Origin of the sequence: Nostoc sp. FACHB-152 (genome assembly GCF_014697475.1) — a bacterium.
Lineage (GTDB): Bacteria > Cyanobacteriota > Cyanobacteriia > Cyanobacteriales > Nostocaceae > Nostoc_B.
In genome coordinates this window covers 78,812-101,376 of the sequence record NZ_JACJRV010000008.1, presented here as the reverse complement: position 1 = coordinate 101,376, position 22,565 = coordinate 78,812, and the positions used below count along the sequence as shown (strand labels likewise).

Sequence of the window (22,565 nt, the reverse complement as noted above, 5' to 3'; positions counted from 1 at the left end):
TAAATTTCCTGTTTCCTCTTCCTTTAAATAATTACTAAATCACAAACGGAGTAAAGAAAATGCCTATCGGCGTTCCTAAAGTTCCTTACCGGATGCCCGGAGGGCAGTTCACAGATTGGATTAGCATTTACGATCGCCTCTACCGGGAACGAATTATTTTCTTGGGTAGGGATGTTGATGATGAAATTGCTAACCAAATCATTGCGGTAATGCTCTATCTGGATTCAGAAGATCCAGGAAAAGATATATATTTGTATATCAATTCTCCTGGTGGTATGGTCACATCTGGGTTGGCAATATATGATACGATGCAGCACATCAAATCTGATGTTGTAACCATTTGTGTTGGTCTAGCTGCTTCAATGGGTTCTTTCTTGTTGACTGCTGGTACTAAAGGCAAGCGGTTGGCATTACCTCATTCCCGGATTATGATTCACCAGCCTTCTGGTGGTACCCGTGGACAAGCCACTGATATTGAAATTGAAGCCAGAGAAATTCTGCGGATTCGTCATCAACTCAATAACATTTACGCTCAAAATACTGGTCAGCCTTTAGCGAAGATTGAGAAAGACATGGATCGTGACTTTTTTATGTCTGCTCAAGAAGCTAAAGAATACGGTTTAATTGACCGTGTAATTGAAGAACGAATCTAGAAGTAAGAGAGTAGGGAGTCGGAACAATTCACTATTCCCTACTCTTTTACAAAATTGTCTAGTTTGAACTATAAATTAGAAGATTAGCGTTTATCATTAAAACCTTAGGCTAACAGCATACAGCTGCTAGCTTTATATTAGATGGCTGATAGCTCGAAATGGATCTAGGAGATTGCTACCGTTTATTAGGTTTAAGGTCGGGAGCCTCTTTTGCGGAAATCAAAACGTCTTACAGACGACTGGCGCAGCAATATCATCCCGATATCAACCCGGATGACAAAAAAGCTAAAGATAAGTTTATTGCCTTGACGGAAGCTTATAGGCTGCTCTTAACGGTAGTACCGCCAGAAGAAACAGTCGAAAAGCCGTCAAATCAGTCGTTCACGCCTAGACGTGAAGAACCAACGGTGACTCGTCAAGAAACAGCACCAAAAACAACTGTCGTTACTGAAACAGTTGTTTCTAGACGTGAGAAACCAAAGGCGACTCGTCAAGAGACTGCGCCCAAAACTACAGTTGCTACCCAAAAGCCAAATACACCACCAGCCAATATTGCGGAAATCGAACAACGGCTGAAGTGGAAGACTTACGAGCAACTCCAAAGATTTTTAAAAGAAAAAAGATTTCCCCAGGCGATCGCACTGGCCGAAGCATTGGTAGACCGTTTGCCTAAAGATGCAGAAGTCCGCCAATGGCTAGCGATCGCCTATCAAATTTGGGGAAGAACCTTAATTAACGAAAATCAAGTCCTCAAAGCCAGAATTTACCTGAAAAAAGCTTTAAAAACAGACCCTAATAACAAAGCTTTGTGGAATGAGGTACAACGTGATTTTCAGAAAATAGAACAGATTTTTTGAGATGCCCTGAATGCTACACAACCCAAGAGATAGCGAGAGCTAGTTTTAGCCAGTCTTGCATATAAAGATGGTACGTTGATGTAACCATTAAATTTTATTTTTTGGTAAAGTCACCAGTAATCAGTCACCAATGTTTCTAGACATTGATAAAATACACTTAACAGGAAACAATTACAAGATAGCCAGTATTGTTTCATTTTACTGGCTATCCTTTTTTTATACAAGTAGCTAGGTGCTATCCGTCTACGTCTACAGACAGATTTTTGAGTATTTATGTTTAAGAAATTGGTTCAAATACCATAAGTGGAACCAAGACTTCTTTTTCTAATTGTCCAATCCCTAAAAATCGCGTTTCATCTTCATATACGCGCACAACACCAGAAATATCAGCCTCAATAGAAATTTTCTGCCCTTGACACCATTTTTGAGCCAGATTCCCAGGTAGAGTCACAGTAGGCAAATGCTGTAAAGCGACATCAGGCAGAGTAGGTTGAAATGTCCCTGCTTGCAATTGGGCTTCTAACTGGGTCACAGTCAGACTATTACTTAAGTGAAAACCACTGCTTTGCGTACGTGTTAAAGCGGCAAGAGTTCCACCAGTATTTAAGGCTGCACCTAAGTCACGAGCGATCGCTCTAATATATGTACCACTACCACAGGCGATCGCCACATCTAATTCTGGAAAATCCCCTTCTCGCCAGTCTAAAATTTCTGTACTAAAAATTTCTACAGTCCTTACCGGAACTTCTACCGTTTCACCTTGACGCGCCAAATCATACAGGCGTTTACCTTCAACTTGAATTGCACTATACATTGGCGGTATTTGTTCAATCTTGCCTTGAAATTGGCTGAGTGCAGTTTTAACCTGGGCTAAACTCAAATCAGCACAAGGTTGTGAAACGATAATTTCGCCTTGCAAATCATCAGTTGTAGTGCGGACACCAAATCTAATCGTAGCGTTGTAAGCTTTGTCTGATGGCAGATATTGCAATAATCTAGTGGCTTTACCCAACGCCACGGGTAAAACTCCAGTCGCAGCCGGATCTAAAGTTCCAGCGTGTCCTACCCGTTTGAGGCGCAGCAGTTTTCGCACCCGCGCTACACAATCGTGAGAAGTCCAGCCAAAGGGCTTGTTTAAGTTAAGAAAACCTTGCACAGTAGTAATTTTGAGTACCAAATCCCTATTTTAACTAGCATCGGGATCTATGCCTAATTCTCGTAACTTTGCGGCTAATGCTGCATTGCGCTGACGTTCTAATTCTAAGTTAGCGATCGCTTGACTCTCCAAACCTCTTATTTCTCCGTGTCCTCTGCGCCTCGGTGGTTCGATTGTCCGTTACCCATCAGTAAATCTTGACCCTTATTCAACAACCAAAATCCAAAGTAGACTATGGCGTAAGGCCATTCTGCTTGTGAGACTGGGGCTTTGTGGAATTGGCTACTAATTTCCACAGTACTAAGAGATTGGACAAGATTTAAACCCAGAGATGGGCTAGAAATCTTTTGCGCGTAAGCTGGATGCAGGTAAGAGATGTATTGTGGCTTTTTAGCAATATAAGTTTGAAAGAAAGGCAAACTGAAAGTATTGATGTAGCGACGTGCTTGGGAAGCATCCCCAACGACATCTGAGGGTAGTTGTATTTGCCCAGATGCAGAGTTGCTATCACCAATAGTTGAGAAGTGGGTTCCGCCAACAAGCGTTATCAGATATTTTTGGGAATTAGCAAGCCACGAGAAAGGGATAATTTGCTCATTTAACGCTGGTGCAACGGTATCGTTACTACTAGCGAAAATCATAACAGGCGTTTGGATTTGGCTTAAACCAGCCTTACCAAAAATCGAACTTGTAACTGGACTAACTGCGATCGCTGCTTTGACTCTGGTATCTTGTAAATTGATATTGGCTCGATTTTTTAATTCCAAAGCGCGACATTGAAACAGTAACGACATATTCCAAGTTTGATGCAGGGTTGCGCTTTGACAATCTTGTGCTAACTGCTCAAAATTAATTTTTGCCCCTGCTAAAGCTAATGCCGTGTAACCACCAAAAGATTGACCAAAAATACCTACTTGTTGCAGATTTAGTCTGCTTTTAAATCGCAAATCTTTCTCTAGCTGATTCAGCATATATTTAATATCTAAAGGTCTATCTGTAAATTCATTAGCAGTGAATAATTCTTTGGTATCACCTGCTGGATGGTTAGGAACTACAACAGCAAATCCATAAGAAGCTAAGTGGGTGGCTAAATATTGAAAGTTACTGCTATCTGTACCCAAACCGTGAGAAATTACAATGACTGATGTAGGACGGAAAACATTAGGAATATAAATATCAGTGAGTAATAATCTATTGCGGGTGTAGTCAAAAAAATTTAATGTATATTTATTAGATTTAAAGCTTCCTGGCTTTTGTAAGTCGGCTAACTGTGAAAGATTGCTCGGCTTGGGGATCGTCACAGCTTCTAGATTAGACCTTTGTGTGACTTTAGCGATCGCCTCATTAGTTGCTTTGACAATATCTTCTAGTTCTCCAGCTATAGCAAAGCTACGCCCTAAATCAATGCGGATATTGTTAGCTGGATACTTGCGTAACAGATTCAATAAATTTAAACCTTCTGGTTCTGCAAGCGCGAGAACCAACGCTGAACGCATATTATCCAATTCTGGTTGCATCTGAGGCGATTTACTTTGAATTACCTCTGCAAAACGGCGTAGCAAAGATTCTCCTTGCGGTGTCGAGAGAAATTGTCCTACTATCACCGGACTAGATTTTACAGGCGTGATTAAAATTCGCTGCAATTCCTGAAACTGTTTTGGTGATAGATATTGTTGATAAATTGCTAATTCATGATCAACAACACCTTTTTTGGCATAGTTTTCCAAAGCAGCTACAGAAATTGATAGCTCTAAAGCAGAATATGATACATAAACTCTTTCTGCTGCTTTTACAGATGTATTAATACCAAATATTGGCAGCAGAAGTGATGGAACCAGCAAGAGCGAATTTTTTTTCAGGGTGCTGGCCCAATTACCAAACAAACTATTCATCGCTCAACTGTTTCGGTGATGTTTCACGGGATGTTGGCTTTGGTAGTTATGCAAGCACCCTATTAAAGTAATTTGTAACTCGTAATACTTAATTTGTAATATTTGGAGATTCAAACAGCTTAATATCCGTGCCTTGAGTTCTCCAGTATAGACATGAGGTGATTACGAAATCAGATTGCACAGCCTCAGAAATCATAACAAATAAAAAATTACTCTGCCTCGGTATATGTGAATATGTAATGTAACTTGCGGATATAGCAATCATATTTAATTTACAAATTATTCATGGGGGCAGGCAATAGGCAATAGGCAATAAATTTGTTTGAATATCATTTAGAGTTGCTATAGACAAACTTGATTGTAATTTAGACTACATTTAAACTTTGCAATAGTTATCTATTAAAGCTTTTTCCTAACGCGATCGCCATAGAACCAGCTACTACTAAACCTGCACCCAAAATACCTATCAAGGTAATATTCTCTGGCGGAATTAGTGTAGGTGTAAATATTGCCACTAACTCAACTGCCATTAATGTCACAATAGGTGCTAGAGCTAACACGGCACTGACTCTGGATGCTTCCCAATGTTCTAATGACTCCGCAAAAGCACCGTAAGCAATTAATGTATTTAAACCACAAAAAATTAATGTGCCTAAATGTAAACCATTTAATTTAAAAATAGCCTCTGGTGTAGCAAAGGGTGTAAGCAATAAAGTACATAACCCGTAAATCATCATCATGATATTAGAAGAAGATAATGATTGTAACAATTGCTTTTGTGCCAAGGCGTAAATAGCCCAAACGGCTGCGCCCAAAACTATCAAACCACTACCAAAAATATATGTCCCATGCGCTGTTATTAAATTTGTTAGTTGCTCACGGAAAAACACAACATAACCACAGGTCAGTATACCGACACCAAGCCATTGCTGGAGCGTATAACGTTCTTGAAAAATTACTAACCCGCCTAAGCCTAATAAAAGAGTAGATAGTTGAATTAGAACTTCCGCATTTGCTGGAGATGTCAGCCCTAGACCTTGCATAAATAAGAAATAATTAGCTGCTAACATAATTGCAGCGATCGCTAATAATTTCCCAGAATTAGAATGTATTTGTCTTAACTTTGGTAATTCTCCTCGTACGCCTAAATAAGTAGCCAGCAGTACGAAAGACACCAAAAAGCGAAACCAAACAACTGTGTAAACATCAAGTGCTTGTAATACCACTGCTAGCGCAATAGGTAAGATTCCCCACAATAAGACTGTTAGGAGAGATAAGGCTAGCCCTAAACGCCAGCGACCAGAGTTTTGATGTAGTGACATTTATTTATGGTATCAAAACTCTAACTTTTATGTTAAATAATGATGATTCAAAAAAAATATTTTACTTCTAAATGCTTTTTAAAGTAGATTATCAAAGATATTATTAACCAAAATCAATAATAATATAAAGTTTATTCAGTTGATGTATATAAATATTAAAAAATCAAACCAATTATGATAAGCTTTTTAACGCAAAAATTATTTGATCAAGTCGCACATCTATATTTTTGAATAACAAAAAACGTGAGAGTTATATTGTTTATAAGTTTGTTAACACTTGTTACTAGCCTAATTGTTTACTTTCTACTTACTTCAAAGAGTAGATTGCAAAAAAGGCAGATATTAAATCATCTGCAATCTAAACGGCTAGGAGCTAAATTTTCTAAACCTATTGTAATTGCGGCGATCGTTAGTATTGCCATTATTGCTGGAAACACCGTATCAGCACAGGTGACGACGCGACCTTTAACTTCGCTGAAGACAGTAAAAGTTCCAGAACCTGACAACCTCACAGAGTTTGTCAAAAACAAAGTAGCAGCCATCAAGTTAGGCAAAGCCCTGTTTTGGGATATGCAGATTGGTAGCGACGGCGTAACAGCTTGTGCAAGTTGTCACTTTCATGCTGGAGCCGACAATAGATCTAAAAATCAGGTTTCTCCTGGACTGCTGCGAGTTAACGCTGATAAAACAGTAAATCCAGATACAGTTTTTGATGTTGGTGGCGCACCTAACTATCAACTCAAGACTGAAGATTTCCCCTTACAGACTAACGATGTTGTCTCTTCTCAAGGTGCCTTTAAGACTGAGTTTGTGGATGTTAAACCTGGTAATGATACAGACCAAGTAAAAGATTTACCCGACCCAGTATTTAATGTAAATAATATTAATGTACGCCGCGTTCAGCCGCGTAATACACCAACTGTAATTGGCGCAGTATTCAACTTTCGTAACTTCTGGGACGGGAGAGCGCAAGAAATTTTCAATGGCGTGAATGAATTTGGGTTAAGAGACCCCAACGCCACTGTTGTGAAAGCAATTACTCCCAATCGCCTAGAATCTTTGAAAGTGAGCCTCAATCATGCGTCTTTAGCTTCCCAAGCTGTCGGGCCACCACTCAGTTCCTCTGAAATGTCTGCTGATGGTCGCACCTTTGCAGAGATTGGTGATAAGTTTGGAGCAGCTAATCAAAAATCTCACGGCCTTGGCAAAGGTAGGAAAATACTCCGAAGGCTAGGGAAAAAGTTAATAGGGAAAGGTAAAGCTCTTAGACCCTTAGGTAAACAGATTGTCCATCCACAAGACAGCGTTTTAGGAAAAGAGAGCCGTTGGCCACTAACTGGAATGCAAACTTCCAGCTATGAAAAACTAATTGCCGAGGCCTTCCAACCTCAATGGTGGCGTTCAAATCGCATCATTCAAGTCAATGCTGACGGTAGCAGAACTTTTGTTAACAAGCCAGATAACTCCTTGCAGACCAATGACTACACATTGATGGAGTACAACTTCCCTCTGTTCTTTGGGCTGGCGGTACAGATGTATGAGTCTACACTCATTTCGGACGATACACCTTTAGATCGCTTTTTAGAAGGCAAAGCTAATCTCAGCGACGAGCAAAAACGAGGGAAAGCGTTATTTGAAAACAAAGCTCAATGCATAGGTTGTCACAATGGCGGAGAACTCACTAAAGCGACAGTGAGTGCTGTAGATAAAGAACGTATTGGGACAATACAAATACCTAACGCCAGACTTGTCTTTGATGAGGGTTGGGTCAATATTGGGGTAAGACCTACCTTAGAAGATGTTGGTGTTGGTGGTAGTGATCCCTTTGGTAATCCGCTATCGGAACCGAGATTAGCTTTGTTAGGCACTTTCAAGAAGTTGCTTGGCTCGGAACCTAATACTACTGTGACTTCCAGTGACGTAATTCTGGCAGACGGTAGTTTTAAGATACCAGGACTGCGTAACATCGAACTTACTGCACCTTATTTCCATAACGGTGGCTACTTGACCTTAGAACAAGTGGTGGACTTTTATAATCGTGGCGGAGATTTTCGTCAGCAAAGCGCCCTCAGACCATTGAATCTCACAGAACAAGAGCAAGCTGATTTGGTGGCTTTCATGAAGGCACTAACTGATGACCGAGTTCGCGATGAAAAAGCTCCCTTTGACCACCCACAATTACTTGTTCCTAATGGACATCAGGGTGATTCTACATTTGTAACTAGCGGCGGTAATGGCAAAGCTAAAGATCGCTTTTTAGAGATTCCGGCTGTTGGTAAATATGGTGGGAAGGGTACGCCTAATTTCTTAGCCAATAAGTAAATTTCTTTATGGTTAGTAGGGTGCGTTGTTGTACAGCGCAACGCACCATTTAGATTTCTTCTATCTAGGGGTGCGTTAGGCTGAAGCCGTAACACACCCTACTCGGATAAATTTTTTCTCCCCAAAACCTAAGAAATAACGTGAATTCGATGAACCTCACCCCAACCCCTCTCCGACGCGGAGAGGGGCTTAAATAGCAAGAAAAATTAAGCTTTTAAAGCCTCTCTCCTTGTAGGGGAGAGGTTTGGAGAGGGGTTTTTTCAATCCGTCGAACTCACGTTAAGAAATAACTAACCCTGTATTTCTACAGGGTTTTTTAAAAGAAATCAGCCATCCAGGGGGAAGGACTACTAAAAATTTGGGTTGCAGCTAGGAGTGCTGTTTCCGTTGCTTCTAATTTTCCCGTTAGTTTTAAATTACTAGGTGTGAATAAACCGGTATACAAAGATGCTAATCCTTTAACATCTAGCTGTAACTCACATTTGCCGCCTTGGGTAACTTCGCCTCGTCCATTGGCAACAGAGAGAATAAATTTATCATTATTGGCAGCTAACAAATCATCTTGAACTGCCAAATGTAATTCTGTTTCAATTCCAAGTGGATAACCCCGCAATTGGAGTGCTTTGTATACATCTATAATTCGCAGCATCCAACGTTTTTGATTTTTAATTTTTGCTGTTTGTTCTGGTAGCAGCAATGTGAGGAAATCAATAATTGAACTCCGCCAAAATACCTTTTTGAGAGTTGTACGATGCTTGGCAAGAAAAGCCCAAAAAGTTTGTGCAGCAGCATCAGTAAGAACTACCCAATCTCTAATTCTAATTACTGTTTCATCGCCTTCGGAATGCTGGCTAAAAATAATGTAACCTTGGGGTTGGTCTAGGCTACCAATAAAATAACCATAGACAGTTTCTTGCCCATCTGTCAGAATTTTTTCTTGCCAGATAGCTTGATTACGGTCTAGATAACCATGAGTTAGTTTAGCTTGCTGTTGATATAAATCATGAAAGATTTCATGATTCAGGTCTGCTATCGGTTGTAAAGGTAAAGGTTGCTTTTGGATTTGGATATCTTTCGTCGAAATTTCCCAAACGCAAGAATTACCACCTTGCTCATACCCTACTTTGCGATACAGTTGTTGCGTAGCAGGGTAAAGTACAGAGATGGGTGTACCTTGGGTATGGAGTTCTTTGATAGTGTTTTGTAAAAGTGCGATCGCGGCTCCACTTCCACGATATTCTGGAGCAATACCCACTGCGGCAATTCCTGCCATTGGTACAGACTGGCCACCTAACCATAACCCCATTGATAAAGTCGCTAGTCCACCAGCAACTAAACCATCTCGATAAATAGCGCGAAAGTTCTCTAACCCAATACGGTTAAAGTACATTTCACTGTCACCAGCAGCCATGACAAAGCACTGTTCGAGAATAGACCCCAAACGTTTCGCGTCTTCAGGCTGGACAAGACTCTTGTATTCAAATGAAGGTGTCATCGCTTACACCATAAGCAAAGAAACCTTTCTATACTACAATATATATTACAAGCCGTACTTCTTCCTTTTGATTCATCCAGGGAAGTGAACAAAAAGATCCCCGACTTCTTTGAGAAGTCGGGGATCTGAATACCTTTACAAATTGGTTTATTCCTCTAATATCGCTAACAACTGCCCTTCAGTTAATTGTGCAATTCCTAAAGCTTGGGCTTTTTCTAATTTAGAACCGGCATCTTCTCCTGCTACCAAATAGTCTGTTTTTTTACTAACAGAGTCAGTGACTTTACCACCTGCTTTTTGAATTAATGCTTTGGCTTCATCTCGTTTTAAGGTTGGCAATGTACCTGTAATTACAAAAGTCTTACCAGCAAACTTCTGATTACCTTTAGTAACTAATTCTGTTTCTTGGGTAGCAAATTGTATTCCTGCGGCTTTTAAACGTTCAATTAAAATTTGGTTAGCATCAATATGAAACCACTGATAAACAGACTGGGCTATTTCTGCACCAATTCCATAAATACCTTCAATATCTGATTGCTTGGCTGTTTCTAACTTTTCTACTGTGGGATATTTCTCGGTGATGAGTTGGGCATTAACGCTGCCAACATGACGGATGCCTAAACCATACAATACTCTAGACCAAGGTTGATTTTTTGATTGGGCGATCGCATCTACTAATTTCTCTGCTGACTTCTGCCCCATTCTTTCTAAGGTACATAATTTCTCGGCTGTCAAATTATACAAATCAGCAACGGAATGTACTAAACCTTTATCCACAAGTTGATGTACTAGCTTTTCGCCTACACCTTTAATATCTAAAGCATCACGGCTGACCCAATGTTCAATTGAACCTTTAAGAATTGCGGCACAAGAAGCATTGACACAGCGAGTTACAGCCTCACCTGACTCGCGTACCACTGGTTGACCGCAAACCGGACAATGGGAAGGCATCACGAAAGGTTCAGTATCATCAGGACGCAATTCTTTAATGACGCGCACCACTTCCGGGATGATTTCTCCGGCTTTGCGAACAATGACAGTATCACCGATGCGGATGTCTAATTGGGCGATGCGATCGCTATTATGTAAAGTAGCGCGAGAAACTGTTGTCCCGGCTAATTGTACCGGACGCATTTCTGCTAAAGGTGTCAACGCCCCTGTCCTGCCAACATTTACCGCAATATTTTCTACTCGCGTCGGTGCTTCTTCCGCCGGATACTTCAACGCCACCGCCCAACGCGGAAATTTTTGAGTAAACCCTAACTGTTCTTGCAGCTTAAAAGAATTCAACTTCACTACTACCCCATCAGTCATGTAGGGTAAATTCAGCCGTTCCGTATCCCAGTATTCATAATATTGGGCGACTTCCACCAGGGACGCACACAATTTATGATTAGGGTTGACTCGAAAACCCATCTTTTGCAACAATTCCAACGCTTCCCATTGGGTATTAGCAATACTGGCATCATCCATTCCGGGAATATGCAACGTATAAGCAAAAAAATCTAGCCGCCGCCGTGCCACAATACGCGAGTCTAGCTGTCGCAGTGTACCAGCTGCGGCATTGCGGGGGTTAGCAAATAACTGTTCACCTGCTTTCTGGCGTTCCTCGTTAATTTGTTTAAAGACTTCTAAAGGTAAGAATGCTTCACCACGAACTTCTACCCTTTCTATCGCTTCTAAACCATCAAAATTTAAACGTAAAGGAATAGAGCGAATTGTCCGCACATTTTGGGTAATGTCTTCTCCTGCTACCCCATCGCCTCTAGTTGCACCCCTAACCAAAACCCCATTTTCATAGGTAAGTGCCAAAGCAGAACCATCAATTTTCAGTTCCGAGACATATTCTACCGAGTCTGTTGTTGGTAATTGTCGCCGCCACCGTTGATCCCAGTTGTGCAACTCATCAACATTAAAAGCATTCTCCAAACTATATAAGGGGATGTTATGCCGTACCGAAGTAAAATGAGTTGCTGGTCTTTCACCCACGCGCTGAGTCGGACTGTCAGGTGCTATCAATTCTGGATATTGAATTTCCAACTGCTGCAATTCACGATATAGCTGGTCATAGACTGCATCTTCCATGATGGGTGTGTCTAAGACATAATAAGCGTAACTAGCTCGTTGCAAAAGTTGGCGTAGTTCTTCTACGCGCTTTGCTTCAGTCTGAGTCTGTGTCATGGGATTGATTGCGAAATACCGAGAGAATAAAATTTAAAGATAATAGTCAAATTTTGTCAGTCAATTGATAATTATTACAAATAACTTAGATAAATCAGAGTGTACTTCTCCAGGGTACTCGCTGGTATACCTATAATGGCATCCGTCAGTCGGTTTAATGCAGTAGCCAGTAAGAGGTATAAAGAGAAAAGGCATAAAATACTCCCTTCCTCTAGAAGATTACTTACAGTGTTTCTCAGTGTTGTGCAGTAAACCTTTCAAGGGGAGAGGGCTAGAGACTAGAAATATGTACCTCATCCAAGTGAAAAATGCTGTATTTCCTTTGTGTTCTTTGCGCGCTTGGCGGTTCGATAAAAAATTCATGAATGACTAACGCTAAAATCCCTATTGTCATTGCCCATCGCGGTGCTAGTGGCTATCGTCCAGAGCATACTTTGGCAGCTTATGAATTAGCTATTAATTTAGGTGCTGACTATATTGAACCTGATTTAGTTTCTACTAAAGATGGTGTTTTAATTGCGCGGCATGAAAATGAAATTTCGCAAACTACAGATGTTGCTAGTCATGGTGAATTTGCTCATCTGCAAACGGCTAAAATAGTTGATGGAGAAGTAAAGACGGGTTGGTTTACTGAAGATTTTACGATAACAGAAATAAAAACCCTCCGAGCTAAAGAAAGAATTCCTCAACTGCGTTCTGCAAACATAAAGTATGATGGAGTATGGGAAATTCCGACGCTACAAGAAATCATTGATTTAGCAAAAAATCAAAATTCTGCTTTGGGACGCAACATTGGGATCTACCCAGAAACGAAACATCCGACTTATTTCCAATCTATAGGTTTACCATTAGAAGATACCCTAATAGGCAATCTCGAAGCTAACGGTTATCAAGGGGCAAATGCACCTGTTTTTATTCAGTCTTTTGAAGTCAGTAACTTACAATATTTAGCGAAAAAAACTGATTTACCTCTAGTGCAGTTAATTAACTTAACTGGTAAACCTTATGATTTTATCGTGAGTGATGAAACTCTCGCCTATGCAGATTTAACAGCTAAATCAGGGTTAGAAGAAATTGCTAAATATGCCCAAGCAATTGGCATTCATAAAGATATTTTAGTTCCTAGAGATAGTACCGGAAAGTTACAGTCTCCCACAACTTTGGTGCATGATGCTCATGCTGTTGGTTTAGAAGTTCATGTTTGGACTTTTCGCAATGAAGACTATTTTTTACCTTTAGACTTTCAAGGTAATCCGCAAAAAGAATATGAACTATTCTTTAATTTAGGTATTGATGGTGTATTTAGTGACTTTGCTGATCATGCTGTGGCTGTGCGCGATCGCATAATTCACACTGCTGAAAAATAACCAGAATCAATAATTATAATCTAAGTTGGATTAGCAAGAGTAGGCTCCTGCGATACTATTTTTATAATGTAAACCACATCACCTAAAGTTATGGAGCCAAATTCTCTACCAACCGAGGTGATACTGACACACCCGCGTCAGTCCCTCGGTAAAGTTCAATTGGACTGGACACCCCAACCTGGAAACTATCTTGATTTTGAAGGTAAAACCTATGCTGTACTAGAGCGTCGGCATAGATATCAATTTAAATCAGGGCGTTATCGGCTGTATAATATAGCACTCTACGTCCAATCTGCTCAAAGGCCGACAGAAAAAAGTTTGGTAGATGGACGTTGGATAGTTGGCGATGCTACCTGTGTATATAACGCCCATTCAGAAATTGTGCGCTGTGCTGTCAACCCGCACGGCCCATGCAATGGTTGTCGCTACTACGAAAAGTGTGAAGCATAAAATTTCAGACTTTACACTTCATACTTATTCCAAGACTTCTCCTACTGTTAAACGCGTACCATTCACAAAATCCCATCCTGACTGGGGACGCTTACCAGCTAACTGAACTTCTCGTAATAATAATAAACCGTCACCAGTTTGGGCGATCGCTCCTATTCCCTTGGCAATGCTTACTATTTCTCCTGGACTCCCAGATATATTTGATAACTCAGGCAATTTTGGACGTAACTTTTCTAATTCTGGTGGTAGTTCACCCGCGTAAGCAATACCAAGGGGAAAGGAGGCTGTAATTTTGAGAGTTTGGTTACGAAAAGTCGTAAAGCAATTAGGATAAAAACCCCGAATTTGATTATGTAACTGTACCGCACTCTTTGACCAATCTAATTCGTAATCCTGCTTTTGAATCAAAGGTGCATAAGTAGCCTCTAAATTATCTTGCGGAACTGGTTGAATTTCTTGCTGCTTCAGCTTTAACAGAGTTTCTATTAATAAATCTCCACCCATTGTTGCTAGTCTTTCGGCTAAATTGTCAGCGTTATCTAACAATTTAATTGGTGTGGTTGCTTTTAGCAGCATCGCCCCGGTATCCATTCCAGCATCCATTAACATGGTCGTGATTCCTGTTTCTGGTTCGCCGTTATAGATACTCCATTGAATTGGAGCCGCACCGCGATACTTAGGTAAAATCGAGCCATGCACGTTAATGCAGCCCAGCTTAGGCATATTTAAGATTTTTTTGGATAAAATCTGCCCATACGCTACTACAACAAACACATCAGCATTTGATTGTTGTAAGTTTGTCAGAGTTTCAACATCTTTTTTGACTTTTTCTGGTTGCCAAACTGGTAAATTATGCTTAAGAGCAACTGTTTTGACTGGTGAAGGAGTTAGCTTGTTTCCTCGTTCTCGACGTTTATCTGGTTGGGTGACAACTGCTAACACTTTAAATTCTTGGTGATTCAGCAATTTTTCTAGGGTAGGGACGGCAAATTCAGGAGTACCAAAAAATACAATTTTCATTAGTCGAGATCCAATGATCAACAGCTAATAAATAGCTACTTAGTTATTTGTCATTATCCCCCTTACCTCACTCCCTATTCTTCAAATTCACTTGGCGAAATTCAGATTTTCTTGATAAACTGAAAATAATTTAACTTAACAGGTTGATAAATTGATATCAACTTGATAGTTTTTTATTAGGCGGATTCACTTACATATCACAATTAGCTTTGTCAGGTTTAGCTAGCCAGCTTGACCATCAGGATTTTGGATTGTGGATTGTTCTTTCGGTTTAAGCCCTGTCGCTTGTGGCAGAGCAAATCTAAAATCCTTAAACTGCATACTCTTGTGGATGTACAATCGAAAACTAAAATCTCAAATCTAAATTTTGCCCCAGATAAGGTTATAAGTGTAGTTGTCTTTTGACAATTGTTACAGTTAGATTTCACTTTCATGATAAAGGTGGATACTAACTATAGTTTTCGAGTATTATGTGTTGTGCGTCAGCTTTCTCAATTTTTAAAGTAACGCCTCACTTCTACCGTTATCGGGGTCTGCGCTGTTGTAGCAGGGATAAATAGGGGAGCCTCCTGCGACTTAGCTGTTGCTAATGTCTATCCCAACAGTTCAGCTATTCGCTCTACCTCTAGGCTGCCAGTATCTGTAGCCGACATGATACGCTAAGTACTTTTTAACCAATTACCAGTTTTTTGGAGTGGTTAAGTATTTATTGGCAGCAAAATCTTATTTTATGCAGTAATTGCTTGGGTTCATCTGCGTAGGTTTTGTGCTGGCAAAACAATCGTCAATAACTAATATTTAGTAATTAAAAGTGAAAGTGATGATACTAAATTTTTGTAACCTTTTGCAAGTTTAAAAAAATTATCTTCAGCAACTCTGTCAAACTTTGAGTTTGCTGTTATACCTATAATGATCACCTTCCCCTCACTGCATAGGCTTCGATTGCTCTTCACACAGCACCCGCAATTCTAGAGAGTCCACCATGCTCAAACCCCTCTTGCTGTCAGGATGGTTCCGTGTGCAACCATTTCTTAATTATGTTGTCTTAGTGATGCTGATTGCTCCTTTAATTGCGGCATCAGGTCACTCTACCTCTGCTAAACAATCAAAAATACTAGCTAAAATTACTCCAGAAACTGGAGAATCTGAAGCTTTACCACAAGAGACGGCCAATGTTGCCGAACCTGATTTAGCTGGAATGTTTCAAGATAGTTCTAGCAATTTTTTACCTGGAGAATCTGACTCAGTACGCCAAACAATAGCTGAAGTTGGAAAACAACCAGTTGTAGAAGCAGCAAAAATTGATTCTCTAGTAGTAGCAGATTATTCAATATCTACTAATGTACACGCTTTAACAAATATCGATCCTTTAGCATCAGTAGATCTGGCACCAATTCCTGACACATCTATTAATAAATTAAAATTAAGGGCAGAACTCACAGCTGCTGAAATCGAATCTTTGCTGCCAGAAGAAAGTGCTTCACTGAAGAAAAATCCTCAAGTAGCATTATCGGGAACACCTCGAATTCCAACTATTGAACCGCTCCCTCAAGCAGAACCAGACTCGACAACTGAAGCACCTAGTGAAGAGCAAGCAGAACAGGTAGATCCTATAGGTAGTCCGCATCCAATTCCCTGGAAGTGGATTTTGGCTAATCAGGAGGCTATTGGTTCTAAGGGTAGTTCTGGTGTGCGTTATTACCGTAGTGTCCCAGTGATTTCTCCTGATGGTAAGTATGCTGTTTACAGTCGGGTGAAAATGGAAATTAAACCCGAAATGTACAATAGCCGTGTTACCAGCGTGATGTTTGTCGAAGATAGACAGACTAAAAAGTTGCGGGTAATGGCTTCGACTTCTCAAATCAACGATCCACTATTAAAGGTTAGTGTTGCACCTCCAGAACAAATCCGTGAAGATGGACAAATTGGGGTACTAGTTCCTGTTAGTTGGTCAGAAAAAAGCGATCGCTTTTTAGCACGCAAGTTTGAAGGTGTATTCAATACAGGCGATGCTACAGATCACGCAGTTATTTGGGATCGGCAAAAAAATCATACCAATACCGTCGCTCCCAGCCGTCACGAAGATGATCATGAAAAGATTGCGGTCTTATTAGGTTGGAGTAAAAACCAACCTGATCATGTGCTGTTCCGTGAGGGAGAAATGGGTGAAGAGGAATGGCCTCTGGTACAAGTTGCTACTGATGGCAAAACAGTGAATCCCACTGATGCTGATCAGCCTGTGACTTATGGAGATAAATTGTCAGAAATTTGGGCAGAGCCACAAGTTGCAACTCGATAATTTTAAAGTGTATAAAAAGTTTTATTTTTCCCGTTGTTGGCACAGCTAATAACGGGAAATTTTTGGCCGATAGATCAGCAAATAGGTGTATGAGAGTAACATCCAAAGAATTTATTACATAGGAGATTAATCTATTGTTTTTAAACTAGTACACCACGGCGTAAATAAGCAGACCATTGAAAAGTTCTAAACAGCTTATTCCATAATACTTTTGACTTTTGATTTTTGACTTTTGACTTTTGATTTTCGCCTTGCGGTACTAGACTTGGCTAAGAATCACAGTAATTGAAATGAATTTAGTACTATAGCAATCCTATTTGATTTACAAACTGCTTATGGAGGCAGGCAATAGGCAATATATTTGTTTGCAACTAATTTAGGCTTCCTATACTTGGTTAAAAAATTCACTTTTGCCAACTACGATGATTTATCACCACTTTCTAACAGAGACATAGGATCTTTCACCCGCCGGATGGGTAAATTCGCAATTAAGGCTGTGGTTCTTTGGTTGCTTTCTAGAGAGAACTCTAGGCCTTCAGTTTCGATTTCCACATAGCGACAGACGATATCTAGAATTTCTTGACGCATTTTTTCTAGCGTCTGAGCATCTAGGTCAGCGCGGTCGTGGGCGATTACTACTTGTAGGCGACGTTTTACTTGATTGCGACTGTTTTCAGGAGTTCGAGAAAAAAGTCGTTCGATAAGTTCAATGATCATTGCTAATAGATCTCAGGAGACTGAAACATTAAACAATCTTTGTCCACAACAACTTACGCAACCGGGCGAAGATGTTATCGGGGGGCGCGTCGAGATCTAAGAATTCGACAGTTTCTCCTTCCAATCTCCGAGCAATATTTTCTACAGCTAAGGCAGCTAAAGAGGGAGTATCGCCTAATACTAAAGGTTCGCCGCGATTGGTTGAGACAATGACACGCTCATCGTCAGGGATCACGCCAATTAAGGGGATTGCCAGAAGTTCCTGAACATCTTGGACAGACATCATATCATTTGCCTGTACCATTGCTGGTCTGATGCGGTTTATTATTAAGTGTACACGCTTAATACCTTGTGCTTCTAGTAAACCAACTACCCGATCAGCGTCCCGAACTGCGGAGATTTCAGGAGTTGTGACAATTAAGGCTTCTTTGGCTGGGGCGATCGCATTTTTAAATCCGTTTTCAATCCCTGCCGGACTATCAATAATTACATACTGATATTTTTGTGCCAGTGCATTCACCAATAACTTCATTTGTTCGGGGGTGACTGCATCTTTGGAACGGTTTTGGGCGGCTGGTAGGAGTACGAGGTTAGTTTGACGTTTGTCTTTAACTAAAGCTTGTTCTAATCGACACTCTCTTGAGAGAACTTCTACGGCTGTGTAGACAATCCGATTTTCTAGTCCTAACAGCAAGTCCAAATTTCTCAAACCAAAATCTGCATCAACCAGGGCAATTTGACGGCCCATCTTAGCTAGGGCCATGCCTAGGTTTGCTGACACTGTAGTTTTACCCACCCCTCCTTTGCCGGAGGTAATCACAATAATGCGAGTCATGTTCAGAGTTGCGAGCGATGAGGGTTAAGGAATTATAATAAATATTTATGGTACTGGATTGATCCTAGCTAATTGATTTCTCGAAAAATCAGTAGCCCTAACGATGCGAATTCCTTGCGGCGTGATATGTGCCACTTCTGGAGAAAATTGCGCTGGTAATTTTTCTGGTGATCTAGCTACAGCATCGGCGATTCGCAATTGAGTAGGTTCCATTTGTAAAGCCATAATCAGGCACTCACGGTTCCCCCCAGCACCAGCATGAGCAATTCCACGTAAACGCCCCCATATTAAAATATCTCCTTCTGCAACTACGATACCACCTGGATTGACATCTCCTAGCAAAATTACTGTTCCCGGATGACGAATTTCGACTCCAGAACGGACTGTCATTTCCAGATAAAGGGCATCTGCTTGGGTTGTGGGAGTTGTTTGGGTTACAGAACTCAGGGATGTTTGTGGTTGTAGTTGTTCTACAGAATAGCCTGCTGTGACAGCCGCGATCGCAGTTTGTCGTCGGCTAGTGGCAACAGATTTTAGCTGGAGTTGCACTTCGCTAAAGCTGTCGGCTAAATCTTGCAGTTGCCTGCCATCTAATAACCTGTCATGGGCTATCAAATATACAGGTGTGTTGGGTGTTCTTAAGCGATCGCCTGCGTTTAATCGCACCTTTAATTGTTGCCAAATATCAGACCAAGCGACTTCAGAGGCTGGTAATTGAGATTCTGTTGGCAAGATGACTAACAGTTTGCCAACTTCATTCTTAAACTGAACTTGGATACTGTTTTTTAGTCGGTTGTCTACTTCTTGGACATTATGATCCCAAAGGGCGGAACTCAAATCTACCTCTGGGATTTCTTCATTGGTTTCTAAATCTCTAGTCAAAGTTAACTCCAATTCCCCTGGAAGCGAATCTGACTTGATATGCTGATCTTGATAACTTGACTCTGATTCTTGAGGAACAGAATCTGTATTTAACACCAAAGGTTGAGAATTTGTCTTTAAATAAAGAAGAACAGATGATAACTCCGCATCCGGGATCACAGGATTGGGTTCTGCATCATAAATAGCGGAATTTGACTCGTTATCAATATTAGAAACGATAGGGCTTATTTCTACATCTGATAAGTGAGAAATTGACTCTGCATCAGGACGTGCAGAATTTGACTCTGGGCGAGGGATGGCAAAATCAGAAGTCATGCAGCACCAGCCATAAACACGACAGAAACTCCGGGTAATTACTTATATTAAATTAGTTGCTCTACGCAACAACATTCTCACCCAAGAAAGTTATGAGTGACCGAAGTTCAAGGCAGCCACATATGCCACCCTGACTTCTTGCTGAGTGATGTAAACGCTTCCTTGCGCTCCCTTGGGATGCACTAACAGCCGATGCTCAAAATTGTTGAGTTTTTCATCAAACTGATGTTTCTGAAGTATTTCAGAACAAACCATTTTCTATCAACCCTGATTTATTATTCTTAACTACAACTGTAGACAGCTAGTAAGCATATATATTGCACTTTTTTAGGAATAACGTCATTAGTTGTTGATAATTTCTCCTTTATCAGGATCTAATGACAAATGATATTTGAAGATAAAGTAAACATGAACTATTAAGTATAAAGTATAAAATTTCATACTTTATACTTTACACCTCATAATTTTTGCGTCAAGCGTTTATAAACTGTCGCCAATGCACTAGCATCGCCAACATTACCAGGGAACAATACTACTGGCAAATTAGGAAATTGCGGATGGTCAGATGGTGTTGTTACCATCGAACAACCAGCGAGAATTTGTCCTAGTAAACGCGCTGTTCTTAAAGCTAAACCCGTACTCAAGACATCATTGGAGGTAATTCCACCTTTGCTAATTAAAAAACCGATGTCAGAGGGTAAACCTTGAACAATATCCATCAATAAACTTGAAACTTTGATGCCAAAATTAAGACGTGTATTAACATCATCAAAGGTGAGTTCTTGACGGCTAGTGTAAATTACTGGTGTTTTGCCAGAACTATGTACAGTGCGGATATTTTCTAATATTTCGTCTAGCAGTGCAGCAGATTGATCAGGCTTATCAAGTAATCGCTTCACCTCGACTTCAATTCCTACTATCCCCTCGGTTTGTAGTAAGGCTGCTAACTGCTGAGTTGTCTTCTGCACATGGGAACCGACAATTACTGCGCCCGGTTTGCCTTGCCGCACATATTCTGCCATGTTTTCGGCTGCTATAGGTTGGGGAGGTAATGCGGCTAAGGCTGTTAAAATACTGGCGGCACTGCGAAATAAAAACCGCTTACCTTGACTCGCTGCTGTTAATAAGTCTTTGGCAAAGGTGTTGAGGTCAGTTTGTGTTTCACCATCAACCACAGCACATTGATTACCCGTCAGTTTGAGTAACTGTTCTAAACTACCAGCACGAATATCATTGAGTAAAAATCTCGTGACCGACTCCGCACTGATGCGTCCTTGGGTCTTTTCTTCGACATACTTAGGTAAGTAACTGTGATGATAGCCAAAGACAGAATCACGGGCAAATTCAGTTTCATGAACTGGTGTAGGCACACCGTCAACCATTAAGTAATGTATGCTGTCGCGGGTGATGCGTCCGCCTTCAAAAAATGCTGGGACGAGAAAATGGGCATCAAAGGGGCCGAGTTCAGTGGCGATCGCATCAGTTTCGATGGGATAATGCCCCCGCAAGGTAGAATCAGAACGGCTGACTACTAAAAAATCGCTTATTCCTTCAGCAGCTATGGCTTGTTTTAAATTCTGACAAACTTCTTTTGTAATAGCTGCTGCTGACTCTGGTGGTAAAGCACGCGTATTCGTCAGCACAAAAAAAATCGGTGAATCATCACGCAAGCCAATGCGTAAAGTCTCTACATCCCACCGCATTAGCAACAAGCAGCTATGAACTGTTTGCGAACCTGTAGGGTCATCATCCAAAACAATTATTTTTGGTTTATTACTCATTAGAATTAGCGATGCAGATGCTGCGTGAAAAGATTAAATATGCTGAAATTTTTTGATTATGATTTGTAAATCAAGATTTAACAACAGTTAATAATCGCTAGCTTGAATGTTGGCTGTCAAGCTTACAAATGAGCTAATCTTGCTAATTAATTTTTCAATCAACTGCAAGCTAGCGATTACTATTTCTCAATGTGCAGTTATTCGGGTACATCAACCAAAATATTGCCTTCTTCTACACGCACAGGAAAGACTGGCAATGTTTTTTGTTGTGAAATCAAAGAAAATACTTTGCCTACCCCAGGTGGCCAAGGACACCAAGTGTTTACCTCACCAGTCTGCAAATCAAAAGCACTACGGTGGGCAGGACAAACAATTGCACCATCTTGAATTTTCCCACTCTTGAGAGGCAACTTTAAATGCGGGCAGACGTTATCGACTGCATATAGTTGATTTTCGTGGTTTAACAAGAGAATTTTGCGCTTGCCAACGTTCACAACTTGTCTAGCACCAGGGGCAAGGGCATCAGTTGTAAGAACTTTAGTCCAACTCATTCAGTGTTCCTCTCCTAATTGCTCTGATGTTTAGTTTGACGCAATTGTGACCATTGAGTAAACGCATTGGTGTTTTTGCTCAAGGGAACCAGAAGATTTTAGAACCTGTAATCCTATAACTCGTAAAATATAACAGCAGGTATAACATAGAGTAGGCAAGGCATTAACTTTAAATTACTTTACAAAGGCGGTAGAAAATGGGGCGAATAAATCCCTACACGCTACAAATGCAGATTACCCGAATGTTTGACCAAGGGCAATCATTTTTCGCCACAACCAAGGTGCAGGAATGGTTAAAAGAACGCAATCAAAATCCTTTAGATTTTGAGATTATATTTCATCAAAAACCTGCGCCTCCTGGTTCTAAAGAAGTGATGGTTGTCGAAATTGAATTACGTCGCAAAGATGGACAACCTGTAGATCCTTGGCTGCAAGAACAAGCAAATCTTCATGCTTGATTTAGCCAGATG

At 40.6% G+C, this 22,565-nt stretch carries 19 protein-coding genes; 7 read left to right on the top strand and 12 right to left on the bottom strand.

Translation table 11 applies throughout. From position 1 onward, the window contains the following. The first annotated feature begins 59 nt into the window (after positions 1–59). Together H6G76_RS09790 and H6G76_RS09785 are read left to right on the top strand one after the other, a co-directional pair. Complete coding sequence (locus H6G76_RS09790) at positions 60–653, top strand: ATP-dependent Clp protease proteolytic subunit (protein ID WP_190699052.1); 594 nt, start codon at positions 60–62, stop codon at positions 651–653. Between the two features lie 158 nt (positions 654–811). Then, positions 812–1,510: a J domain-containing protein gene (locus H6G76_RS09785; protein ID WP_190699049.1), complete on the top strand. Its 699-nt coding sequence runs from the start codon at positions 812–814 to the stop codon at positions 1,508–1,510. Positions 1,511–1,787: 277 nt separating this feature from the next. Here H6G76_RS09785 and truB read toward each other — a convergent pair whose 3' ends face one another. From truB to H6G76_RS09770, 3 genes are all read right to left on the bottom strand, one after another. Beyond that, positions 1,788–2,666, bottom strand: a complete 879-nt coding sequence (truB, locus tag H6G76_RS09780) for a tRNA pseudouridine(55) synthase TruB (protein WP_190699046.1) — start codon at positions 2,664–2,666, stop codon at positions 1,788–1,790. A 137-nt stretch (positions 2,667–2,803) separates the two neighbouring features. After that, positions 2,804–4,558, bottom strand: a complete 1,755-nt coding sequence (locus H6G76_RS09775; protein WP_190699043.1) for an alpha/beta hydrolase — start codon at positions 4,556–4,558, stop codon at positions 2,804–2,806. A 392-nt stretch (positions 4,559–4,950) separates the two neighbouring features. After that, positions 4,951–5,880, bottom strand: coding sequence for a DMT family transporter (locus H6G76_RS09770; protein ID WP_190699040.1), 930 nt, complete (start codon positions 5,878–5,880; stop codon positions 4,951–4,953). A gap of 324 nt (positions 5,881–6,204) precedes the next feature. Between H6G76_RS09770 and H6G76_RS09765 the strand changes: the two genes are divergently transcribed. Then, positions 6,205–8,202, top strand: a complete 1,998-nt coding sequence (locus tag H6G76_RS09765) for a cytochrome-c peroxidase (protein WP_242056362.1) — start codon at positions 6,205–6,207, stop codon at positions 8,200–8,202. A gap of 316 nt (positions 8,203–8,518) precedes the next feature. Here the strand turns inward: H6G76_RS09765 and eis are convergent, their stop codons facing one another. Further along, entirely contained in the window at positions 8,519–9,697 is a 1,179-nt protein-coding gene (gene eis / locus H6G76_RS09760; RefSeq protein ID WP_190699037.1) for an enhanced intracellular survival protein Eis, read from the bottom strand. A 147-nt stretch (positions 9,698–9,844) separates the two neighbouring features. Next, entirely contained in the window at positions 9,845–11,878 is a 2,034-nt protein-coding gene (ligA, locus tag H6G76_RS09755) for an NAD-dependent DNA ligase LigA (RefSeq protein WP_190699034.1), read from the bottom strand. Positions 11,879–12,243: 365 nt separating this feature from the next. Here ligA and H6G76_RS09750 point away from each other — a divergent pair, with 365 nt between their 5' ends. Together H6G76_RS09750 and H6G76_RS09745 are read left to right on the top strand one after the other, a co-directional pair. After that, entirely contained in the window at positions 12,244–13,245 is a 1,002-nt protein-coding gene (locus H6G76_RS09750) for a glycerophosphodiester phosphodiesterase (RefSeq protein WP_190699032.1), read from the top strand. Between the two features lie 90 nt (positions 13,246–13,335). Continuing rightward, positions 13,336–13,695 (top strand): DUF6464 family protein, encoded by a 360-nt coding sequence (locus tag H6G76_RS09745; RefSeq protein ID WP_190699029.1) that lies wholly within the window; start codon positions 13,336–13,338, stop codon positions 13,693–13,695. A gap of 24 nt (positions 13,696–13,719) precedes the next feature. Here the strand turns inward: H6G76_RS09745 and fmt are convergent, their stop codons facing one another. After that, a complete protein-coding gene (gene fmt / locus H6G76_RS09740; protein WP_190699026.1) occupies positions 13,720–14,715 on the bottom strand; it encodes a methionyl-tRNA formyltransferase in 996 nt (331 codons plus the stop codon). A 982-nt stretch (positions 14,716–15,697) separates the two neighbouring features. On the opposite strand from fmt, the gene H6G76_RS09735 reads away from it, so the two are divergent. After that, entirely contained in the window at positions 15,698–17,014 is a 1,317-nt protein-coding gene (locus tag H6G76_RS09735) for a hypothetical protein (RefSeq protein WP_190699023.1), read from the top strand. A gap of 417 nt (positions 17,015–17,431) precedes the next feature. On the opposite strand, the gene minE is transcribed toward H6G76_RS09735, so the two are convergent. From minE to H6G76_RS09705, 6 genes are all read right to left on the bottom strand, one after another. After that, positions 17,432–17,731, bottom strand: a complete 300-nt coding sequence (minE, locus tag H6G76_RS09730; RefSeq protein ID WP_190699021.1) for a cell division topological specificity factor MinE — start codon at positions 17,729–17,731, stop codon at positions 17,432–17,434. 28 nt (positions 17,732–17,759) lie between these two features. Beyond that, complete coding sequence (gene minD, locus H6G76_RS09725; RefSeq protein ID WP_062287403.1) at positions 17,760–18,566, bottom strand: septum site-determining protein MinD; 807 nt, start codon at positions 18,564–18,566, stop codon at positions 17,760–17,762. Positions 18,567–18,611: 45 nt separating this feature from the next. Next, positions 18,612–19,763, bottom strand: coding sequence for a septum site-determining protein MinC (gene minC, locus H6G76_RS09720; protein ID WP_190699018.1), 1,152 nt, complete (start codon positions 19,761–19,763; stop codon positions 18,612–18,614). A gap of 90 nt (positions 19,764–19,853) precedes the next feature. Further along, positions 19,854–20,018, bottom strand: coding sequence for a hypothetical protein (locus H6G76_RS09715; RefSeq protein WP_190699015.1), 165 nt, complete (start codon positions 20,016–20,018; stop codon positions 19,854–19,856). A gap of 203 nt (positions 20,019–20,221) precedes the next feature. Further along, positions 20,222–21,544, bottom strand: coding sequence for a four-carbon acid sugar kinase family protein (locus tag H6G76_RS09710; protein ID WP_190699014.1), 1,323 nt, complete (start codon positions 21,542–21,544; stop codon positions 20,222–20,224). 197 nt (positions 21,545–21,741) lie between these two features. Next, positions 21,742–22,095, bottom strand: a complete 354-nt coding sequence (locus tag H6G76_RS09705; RefSeq protein WP_190699011.1) for a Rieske (2Fe-2S) protein — start codon at positions 22,093–22,095, stop codon at positions 21,742–21,744. Positions 22,096–22,292: 197 nt separating this feature from the next. Between H6G76_RS09705 and H6G76_RS09700 the strand changes: the two genes are divergently transcribed. Continuing rightward, positions 22,293–22,553 (top strand): hypothetical protein, encoded by a 261-nt coding sequence (locus tag H6G76_RS09700; protein WP_190699009.1) that lies wholly within the window; start codon positions 22,293–22,295, stop codon positions 22,551–22,553. Positions 22,554–22,565 lie beyond the last annotated feature (12 nt).